Here is an 8,595-nt window from a genome sequence, read left to right on the forward strand (position 1 = left end):
CACCTCACGTCTTCTCGAAGTCGGTGCGCTCGTACACGGGCAGTTTCTGGAGGTAGCGGCGCAGGCAGTCGAGGCCGAGCTCGACCGCCCCCAGGCGCAGCCACTCGCGGCCGCCGAGGATGCGGCTGCGCCGGGAGGCGACGTCGTCCTCGGTCGCGATCGCCAGGCACACGGTCCCGCCGAACTCGATCCGGTCCGGGCCCTCGTCGAGGGCGATCAGGACCGCCAGCGCGTGCGTGGCGCCGGTGTGACGCCGCGCCGCCTGCGCGACGGCCTCCGCCGTCTCGCGCGTGGGCTCGCCCGTCGCGGGAGCGCCCTCGAGACCGACCGCCGCGCACACCTCGGCGAGCTCGCGCGCCACGACGCCGCGGCGGAAGACCCGCTCGGCGCGCGGCAGGTGGGCGATGCGCGCGGCGATCTGGCCGCCCGTGAACGTCTCCACGGTGGAGAGCGTGCCCTGACGGCTCGCGAGCTCGCCGAGGACCACGCCCTCGAGCGTCTGATCGTCCTCGGCCATGATGAAGTTGCCGAGGCGCTTGCGCACTTCCCGCTCGACCGGCTCGAGCTTCCTCCGGACGTCGTCCGCGTCGGTGCCGCGCACCGTGAGCTTGGTCTCGAGCTGCGGGTAGTGGGCGCGGAAGCCGAGCTTCACACTCCCGTCCGGGACGAGCTCCTCCACGCCCTTGAGCAGGGCGTCCACGTGCGATTCGCCGAGCCCGTACGAGTGGAACCGCTTCAGCTGGATCACCGTCTGCAGGCCGCTCTTCGCGAGGAGCCGCGGAATGACCTGCTCCTCGAGCATCCGGCGGAGCTCGCGCGGCACGCCCGGCGTGAAGAAGAAGCGGGCCCGGCCGATGTCGAGCGCGAAGCCGCACGCGGTGCCGATCGGGTTGTCGATCACCTCGGCGGTGGCCGGCAGCATGGCCTGCTTCCGGTTGTTCGGCGGCATCACGCGGCTCCGCCGGCGGAAAAAATCTTCCATCCGTGCGAGCCAGTCCTCGTGGAGCACGAGCTCGACGCCCGCGGCCTGCGCGGCGACCTCCTGGGACAGATCGTCCACCGTGGGGCCGAGCCCGCCGTTGACGATGACGGCGTCGGCGCGCTCCCCCGCGAGCCGGAACGCCTGCAGCAGGCACTCCCGATCGTCGCCGACCGTCGTCTCCCACCGGACCGAGAGCCCCACATCCTCGAGCTTCTGGCCGATGTAGGCGAAATTGGTGTTGACGATCTTCCCCGTCAGGACCTCGTCGCCCGTGCAGATGACCTCGATCCTCATTGCGACAGGATCATACACTCTCATGTACTCTTTCGGGCCATGGGCTTCTCCCCGGACACGCTGCGCGACCGCGTGGCGCTCGTGACCGGCGCCGGTCAGGGCATCGGGCGCGCCATCGCACTCGAGCTGGCCAGGGTCGGCGCCGACGTGGTGGCCTGCGGGCGCCGGCGCGCGGCGCTGGAGACCGTCGCCGACGCGGTGCGCGCTGAAGGACGCCGGGCGCTGGCCGTCGCCTGCGACGTCGGGGACGCGCGGCAGGTGGATGCCGCGGTCGCCCGGACACTCGACACGTTCGGCCGCGTCGATCTCCTCGTCAACAACGCGGGCTACCGGATCCGCTCGCGCTTCGAGGACCTGCCCCGGGCCGAATGGGACGCGATGGTGCAGACGAATCTCACCGGCGTCTTCCTGCTCTCCCAGGCCGTCGGTCGTGTGATGATCGGACAGCGGGCCGGCAAGATCGTCAACGTGACGTCGGTGGCGGGACGCAGCGGCGCGCGGGGGCTGGCGGCCTACGCCGCCACCAAGGCGGGCGTGATGGTGCTGACGCAGAGCCTCGGCGCGGAGTGGGCCAAGCACGGGATCACCGTCAACGCGGTGGCGCCCGGACCCGTCGAGACGGAGGGCGTGCTGGAGGTGTGGAAGACGCCCGCGATGATCGCGCAGGCGGCCCGCGAGGTGCCGCTCCAGCGCCTCGGGCGGCCGGAGGAGATCGCGTGGGCGGTGATCTTCATCGCCTCCGATCAGGCGAACTTCATAACCGGGGAGACGCTGTACGTGAGCGGCGGTCCCCGGGTGGCCAACCGCGAGGACTAGATGAAGGTCTCCTTCGGTGTGAGCGTGAGCCCGGCGACGCCGCTGCTGCACGAGAAGGACACGCGCCGGTTCATGGACCTCGTGCGGATGGCCGACGACTACGGCGCCGAGGCCGTCGGGACGTTCGACACCGCGTTCATCGGCGGCGACGCCTACGTGAGGGCGACGCTCATCGCCCTCGCGGCGCCGCGCGCCCGCGTCGGCCTCCGCCCGACGAACCCGCTGACCCGCGAGCCGCAAGTGATGGCGTCCTTCCTGGCGTCGATCGACGCGCTGACCGGGGGCCGCGCGTTCATGGACATCGCCAGCGGCGACAGCGCGGTGCTCAACATCGGCCATCGCGTCGCCTCGCGCGCCCGGATCGAGGATTACGTCACGTGCGTGCGCGGCCTGCTCGCCACGGGCGAGGCGACGTACCAGGGCCGGCCGCAGCGCGTCCGCTGGGCGTCCACCGCGGTCCGCCCGCGCGTTCCCATCTCGATCTGCGCCGAGGGACCGAAGATGCTGCACCTCGGCGGCAGAATCGGCGACGGGGTCATCGCCGGCACGGGGCTCCTCCCGGAGGTCATCCGCGACACCGTCCAGAGAGTTCATGCGGGCGCCCGCGAGGCGGGGCGGAAGCCCTCCGACGTGGACATCTGGTTCACGACCCGGTCGTCGCTCCACGAAGACCGCGCGAAGGCCATCGAGAACGTGAAGGCGTCGGTGTCGTCCATCCTGAACCACTCCATGCGGTTCGGCCTCGAGGGCAAGCATGTCCCCGACGAGTTGAAGGCGAAGATCCAGACGTACGTGGACGGCTACGAGCTCTACGATCACGTGCTCCACGAGGGTCGCAACCCCAAGCGCATGCAGGAGCTCGGATTGACCGACTACGCGCTCGAGCGCTTCGCCCTCGCCGGCGATCCGCACGACTGGATCGAGCGCATCGAGCGCGTCGCCGAGGCCGGCGCCCGAAAGCTGTGGGTGGGCCTGCGGGCGAGCGACATGGACAGCCAGCTCCACTACATGCGGATCCTCGGTGAGAAGATCATGGCCCACTTCGTATGACCGCCAGCGACGCCCAGTCGCCGCTCGACGCCGCGCGGAAGCTCGCGCCCATGATCCGGTCCTGCGCCGACGAGATCGAGGCCCTGCGCGAGCTCCCGCGGCCGCTCTTCGAGGCGCTGGCCGACGCCGGGCTGTTCCACCTGGCCGTGCCGCGCGCCATCGGCGGCGCCGAGCTCGACCTGCCCACCTACGTCCAGGTGATCGAGGAGCTCGGCAAGGCCGACGCGAGCACCGGCTGGTGCGTCAACCAGGGCGCGATCTACGCCACCTATGCCGCACGCATGCCGCGCGACATCGCGCGAAAAATCTGGATCGACACGCCGCGCAGCGTCGTCGCCAACACGCCCGCCGCGACCGCCAAGGCGGTCGTGGTGCCCGGCGGCTACCGGGTGATGGGTCGCCAGGGCTTCAGCACGGGCTGCCGGCACGCAGCGTGGGTGGCCGCGCACGCCCAGATCATCGAGAACGGCCAGATCCGCCTCGAGCACGGTCAACCGGAGACGCGCTATCTGTACGTGCCGGTCGCCGAGGCCGAGCTGCTGGACACGTGGCACGTGCGCGGCATGCGCGGCACGGGGACGCATCACTTCGCCGTGAACGACGTCTTCGTGCCCGCCGAGCGCACCGTGCTCTCGGCCACGGCGCCGGTGCTGGAACCCGGGCCACTCTACCGGATCCCCCGGACCCTGTGCTTCGCCTCGGGCGACGCGGCGGTCGCGCTCGGCATGGCGCGCAGCTGTCTCACCACGTTCTTCGAGCTGGCCGGCGCCAAGACGCCGCGAGCCATGGAGGCGCTGCTCCGCGATCAGTCCATGGTCCAGGCGAGCGTCGGCCGGTGCGAGGCCCACCTGCGCGCCGGGCGGGCCTTCCTGATGGAGACGGTCCGCGAGATCTGGACGGCCGCGCTCTCCGGTACCATCACGCTCGACCTGCGGGCGACGCTGCGCCTCGCCACGACGCACGGCATCCGGCTGGCGGCGCAGATCATCGACACCGTCTACAACGCCGCCGGCGCGACGGCGGCCTACGAGAGCAATCTCCTCCAGCGCCACTTCCAGGACATCCACGTGATCACCCAGCACCTCCAGGGCCGCCTCTCCCACTACGAGCTGGTCGGCCGCCACTGGCTCGGCCTGCCGGTGGACGAGAACAGGCTCTAGGGAAGCACCCGGGCGACCCGCCGCAGCCGCCCGGACGTCAGCAGCAGCAGCGCGCTCGTGGCCACCACGGCGCCGCCGATCAGGACGGCGAAGCGAGCGTCCACGACGGCGGCCAGCGCTCCGGCCAGGAGGCCGCCGAGGGGCAGCAGGTTCCAGCACAGCGAGAAGATGCTCATCACGCGGCCGCGAAGCTGGTCGGGCACGCTCTGCTGGATGAGCGTGTTGATCTGCGTCAGGTAGAACGTGTTGCTGAAGCCGACGCAGAGCAGCATGGGCAGCGCCAGCCACATCGCCGGCGATCCGGAGAACAGCATGAGCGTGAACCCGAGGCACGCCCCCGCGACCAGCAGCACCGTGCCCGGGCGCCCGATGCGATGGGCGATCGTCGCCAGCGTGAACGTGCCGGCCAGCGCCCCCGCCCCGTGCGCGGCCTGGAGCAGCCCGTATCCGGTCGAGCCCATCGCGAAGTAGCGGTCGGCGTAGATCGGCAGCAGGGTGAGGTAGGACATGCCGAACAGGCTGTTCAACAGGGCCAGGCTGATCAGGCTCGCGAACACGAAGTTCCCGCCGACGAAGCTCAGGCCCGCGAGGAATTGGCGGACGACGTGCCGCCCATCGCCACCCGGGGCGTCTCCGCTGATCCGCAGACGCGTGTAGAGCCCGAGCGCGGTACAGGAGGCCAGCGCCGCCAGGCCGAACCCGATCGCGCCGCCGAACGCCGCGATCAGGAGGCCGGTGATCGACGGGCCGATCATCCGGCCGGCCTGCCACGGGATCGAGCCGAGCGCGATCGCGTTCGGCAGGCGCGCGCGATCAACGAGCTGGGGAATCAGCGACATCCGGCTCGGCTCGTCGAAGGCCCTGAAGGTGTTGCTCAACGCCGCGAGCACGAGCAGGTGCTCGACGCGGACCAGCCCGAGGACCGTCAGCGCGAAGGCGAGCGCCAGCGTCAGCGACGTCAGGATCTGCGTGGCGATCAGCAGCCGGAGCCGGTTGACGCGGTCGGCGAGGACCCCGCCGACCAGCTGGAAGACGAGCAGGGGCGCCCCCTGCGCGAGGCCGAGGTAGCCGAGGTGCAGCGGGTCTCCGGTCAGCTCCCACATGATCCAGGCGAAGGTCACGTACTCGGCGCGATGCCCCAGGACGTAGAAGACGAGCCCGAGCCAGTACCAGCGGTAGTTCGACCCCTTCAGCGCGGCGAAGGTCGAGCGGGTCTCTTTGGGGATCACCGTGCGTATGATAAGGGTCTTCCGATGCTCTTTCCGACCACTCTCGTCGGCAGCTACCCGCAGCCCGAGTGGCTGATCGACCGCCGGAAGCTCGCCGGCCGCTTTCCGCCCCGCGTGCGGGCGCGCGAGCTGTGGCGCGTCCCCGAGCCGTGGCTCGCGGAAGCGCAGGACGACGCCACGCGGCTGGCGATCCGCGCCCAGGAGGACGCCGGGCTCGACATCGTCACCGACGGCGAGATCCGGCGCGAGAGCTACTCGAACCGCTTCGCCACCGCGCTCGAGGGCGTGGACCTCGACCATCCCGGCTCCGCCCTCGACCGCTCGGGCCATCCCAACCCCGTCCCGCGCATCGTCGGGCCGATCCGTCGCAAGCAGCCGGTTGAGGTCGAGGACGTGCGCTTCCTGCGCGCCCACACGCGCCGGCCGATCAAGATGACCGTGCCGGGCCCGTTCACGATGTCGCAGCAGGCGCAGAACGACTACTACCCGAGCGAGGAGGCGGCGGCGATGGACTACGCCGTCGCGGTGAACGCGGAGATCCGCGACCTCTTCGCGGCCGGCGCCGATGTCGTGCAGGTGGACGAGCCGTACATGCAGGCGCGCCCAGAGAAGGCGCGGCGGTTCGGGCTCGCGGCGCTCAACCGGGCGCTGGCGGACGTCGGCGGCACGACGGCCGTGCACATCTGCTTCGGCTACGCGGCGATCATCCACGAGCGGCCGTCGGGCTACTCGTTCCTGCCCGAGCTGGCCGGGTGCGCCTGCGCCCAGGTCTCGATCGAGACGGCGCAGGCGAAGCTCGACTGCTCGGTGCTCGCGAGGCTCGCCGGCAAGCAGATCATGGTCGGATGCCTCGATCTGAACGACCCGACCGTCGAGGCGCCGGAGACGGTCGTCGCGCGCATCGAGCGCGCCCTGCCCTACGTCAAGCCGGAGAACGTCATCCTCGCGCCCGACTGCGGGATGAAGTACCTGCCGCGCGACGTCGCGTTCGGGAAGATGCAGGCGATGGTCGCGGGGGCGAAGCTCCTGCGCGAGCGGCACGGCGGGCGACGACAGGGATGAAAGAGTGCTGACGGCGGCGGAGATCGAGCGATTCATCGCTGACGGATACGTCGCGGTGCGGGGAGCGGTGCGACAGCGTGCAACGACCTTGGCCGATCTCGGCCATGGCTATCTGCTCACGGGCAGAGCCGATCTCGCGACGAGACTTGTCGAGCGCGCCCTGGGAGAACACCGGACCCGAAAGGAACGCGGCAATTTCGCGGGGGCAATGCACGTTCTCGGTGAGATCGAGCTGTGCGGTCCCTCTCTACGGGCGCACGGGCAAGCGTATCGAATCCGAAGAGCACGTCCAGACCGCCATGTCAGTGTGACAGGTTCCGAGCGTGATCACAGCCGACGGCGGGCGGTCATCCGGTAGCCACGAGCCACCATCGATCGGTCTGCATCCTTTACCTGCTCGAGATTCAACTGACTGAGCCGCTGCATCCCCGTGGCCACCGCGGTGGAAATCGACGGGAATCCGCCATACGATTCTTCGACCATCTCGCCCGCGTAGTTGCAGATGCGCCATCGCCATTCGGGGTGGGCCGGGGTTGAGAATGCCGTGACTTGCATTGGGTTGCGTCTCTCCTTAGTGGCTGTCGATGGACACAGCGAAGCTCATGACCTCTTCCCGATAGGGGAAGGAGACGTAGGCGAGTGCCAAGCGGAGCCCCTTGAGCTTGCGGGCCTCGAGCGCCCGTGCGGGGCACGCGACGTCCACGGACTGGACGGTCTCCTGCCCGGGGTCGAGCCGGTCGCTACCGGGCGCGGTGAACGTGAAGCTCGCGTCCGTCCGAGCCTCCGCCAGCTTCATCGGCTGCCACTGGTCGTCGAGATACTGGATCTTCACGGCCACCAGCCGGACGCTGTGACTCTCCGAGGTGTTCCGGAGCCTGAGCGTTCCCGTCAGCCGCGGCTCGACGCGTTTCGCGACCTGTAGGTCCGCAACCTCGCCGGTGACGATGCCGGCCTGGACCGTCACGGACACCGGCGTGATCGTGTAGGTCTTGTCCTCCATCGCCGCTGACGGCGCCGGCGGACCCTGAACGAAGACGTCCAGGATCATGCTAGGAGGGACCGCTGCGCCGGCCGTTGCCGCGGTACCCGCCGTCTTTGCCGCCGGCGCCCCCGGACTTGGCGATCTCCACCTTCAACGTCCGGCCGTCCATGTCCTGGCCGTTGAACTTCTTGACCGCCGCGTCCGCCTCTTCGGCCGTCGTCATCTCGACGAAGCCGAACCCGCGCGAGCGGCCGGTGTCTTGCTCCATCACGACCGTCGCCGACTCAACCTCGCCCGCTTGCGCGAACACCTCGCGAAGACGATCGCTCGACGTCGAGAACGGCAGACCTCCGACGAATAGTTTATGCGCCATGGCGCACCTCAGAATGCAACTCCCGCGGTGAAGAAACGCGCTCTGGAGCAGCGGAAGCGAACGCCAGAGACGGGATCTGGTGAGGACGGAGGTCCACAGCGAACCGACGACCGAACCAGACCTCATGAATATGACGGTGCGATACGTTCCACAGCAGCTCGACCGCCCCGAGGATCGTCGCGAACACCATCGCTATCGCGGCCGCAACGCACACCGTCAGGATGTCATTCAGCATGGCGTTCCCCGGTCAGCCTTCGCCGCCATCTTCCCCGTACGGGTCACGCTCGAGCACCGGGTCGTCGTGGTTGCCCTTCAGCGATTCCCCGTCGACCTCGATGAAGACGATGGCTTGATCCCAGACCGGACGACTCACCCAGATCGCAGAGGCCACCGAGCCCGTGCGCGGATTGACGCCCTGCCACACGCCGCCCGCCGGCCGGAGATCACGCCGGCTCGTCGTCATCTCGCGCTTGCACTCATCGAACCCGTCCTGCGAGAGCGCCCTCACGATCTCGTCCGGGGCCCCGACCCACCCGCGCTCCTGTGCGATCCACGTCATCCCGCCCCGAGCGCGGAGCTCGTGGAGGCCGGTCATCTGTCGCACCGCGCGCATCGCGTTCGCAGCTCCTACCATGGCGGGGCTCCCG

General features: G+C 69.8%; 11 protein-coding genes. 4 read left to right on the top strand and 7 right to left on the bottom strand.

What is annotated here, in order from left to right:
• Positions 1 to 4 precede the first annotated feature (4 nt).
• Entirely contained in the window at positions 5 to 1,276 is a 1,272-nt protein-coding gene (locus VKG64_17465; protein ID HKB26827.1) for a CinA family nicotinamide mononucleotide deamidase-related protein, read from the bottom strand.
• Positions 1,277 to 1,315: 39 nt separating this feature from the next.
• On the opposite strand from VKG64_17465, the gene VKG64_17470 reads away from it, so the two are divergent.
• Genes VKG64_17470 through VKG64_17480 form a run of 3 tightly spaced genes read left to right on the top strand, consistent with a single transcriptional unit; the run spans position 1,316 to position 4,302 of the window.
• Positions 1,316 to 2,092 (top strand): glucose 1-dehydrogenase, encoded by a 777-nt coding sequence (locus tag VKG64_17470; protein ID HKB26828.1) that lies wholly within the window; start codon positions 1,316 to 1,318, stop codon positions 2,090 to 2,092.
• A complete protein-coding gene (locus VKG64_17475; GenBank protein ID HKB26829.1) occupies positions 2,093 to 3,142 on the top strand; it encodes an LLM class flavin-dependent oxidoreductase in 1,050 nt (349 codons plus the stop codon).
• Positions 3,139 to 4,302: an acyl-CoA dehydrogenase family protein gene (locus VKG64_17480; GenBank protein ID HKB26830.1), complete on the top strand. Its 1,164-nt coding sequence runs from the start codon at positions 3,139 to 3,141 to the stop codon at positions 4,300 to 4,302. The genes VKG64_17475 and VKG64_17480 overlap by 4 nt, the downstream gene beginning before the upstream one ends.
• Here VKG64_17480 and VKG64_17485 read toward each other — a convergent pair.
• Positions 4,299 to 5,531, bottom strand: a complete 1,233-nt coding sequence (locus VKG64_17485; GenBank protein HKB26831.1) for an MFS transporter — start codon at positions 5,529 to 5,531, stop codon at positions 4,299 to 4,301. The genes VKG64_17480 and VKG64_17485 overlap by 4 nt on opposite strands.
• 24 nt (positions 5,532 to 5,555) lie before the next feature.
• Between VKG64_17485 and VKG64_17490 the strand changes: the two genes are divergently transcribed.
• Positions 5,556 to 6,593 carry a 5-methyltetrahydropteroyltriglutamate--homocysteine methyltransferase gene (locus VKG64_17490; protein ID HKB26832.1) on the top strand — a complete coding sequence of 346 codons (1,038 nt, stop codon included), beginning with the start codon at positions 5,556 to 5,558 and terminating at the stop codon, positions 6,591 to 6,593.
• A 327-nt stretch (positions 6,594 to 6,920) separates the two neighbouring features.
• Here the strand turns inward: VKG64_17490 and VKG64_17495 are convergent, their stop codons facing one another.
• From VKG64_17495 to VKG64_17515, 5 genes are read right to left on the bottom strand one after another with little or no spacing between them, the layout of a single operon-like run.
• Positions 6,921 to 7,148, bottom strand: a complete 228-nt coding sequence (locus VKG64_17495; protein HKB26833.1) for a hypothetical protein — start codon at positions 7,146 to 7,148, stop codon at positions 6,921 to 6,923.
• 16 nt (positions 7,149 to 7,164) lie between these two features.
• Positions 7,165 to 7,641, bottom strand: coding sequence for a hypothetical protein (locus tag VKG64_17500; GenBank protein HKB26834.1), 477 nt, complete (start codon positions 7,639 to 7,641; stop codon positions 7,165 to 7,167).
• 1 nt (position 7,642) lies between these two features.
• On the bottom strand, positions 7,643 to 7,948 hold the full coding sequence (locus VKG64_17505) for an RNA-binding protein (GenBank protein ID HKB26835.1): 306 nt from the start codon (positions 7,946 to 7,948) through the stop codon (positions 7,643 to 7,645).
• On the bottom strand, positions 7,938 to 8,183 hold the full coding sequence (locus tag VKG64_17510) for a hypothetical protein (protein ID HKB26836.1): 246 nt from the start codon (positions 8,181 to 8,183) through the stop codon (positions 7,938 to 7,940). The genes VKG64_17505 and VKG64_17510 overlap by 11 nt, the downstream gene beginning before the upstream one ends.
• 12 nt (positions 8,184 to 8,195) lie before the next feature.
• Positions 8,196 to 8,561: a hypothetical protein gene (locus VKG64_17515; GenBank protein HKB26837.1), complete on the bottom strand. Its 366-nt coding sequence runs from the start codon at positions 8,559 to 8,561 to the stop codon at positions 8,196 to 8,198.
• Between the last annotated feature and the right edge of the window lie 34 nt (positions 8,562 to 8,595).

The sequence above is a fragment of the Candidatus Methylomirabilota bacterium genome, assembly GCA_035260325.1.
GTDB lineage: Bacteria > Methylomirabilota > Methylomirabilia > Rokubacteriales > CSP1-6 > AR19.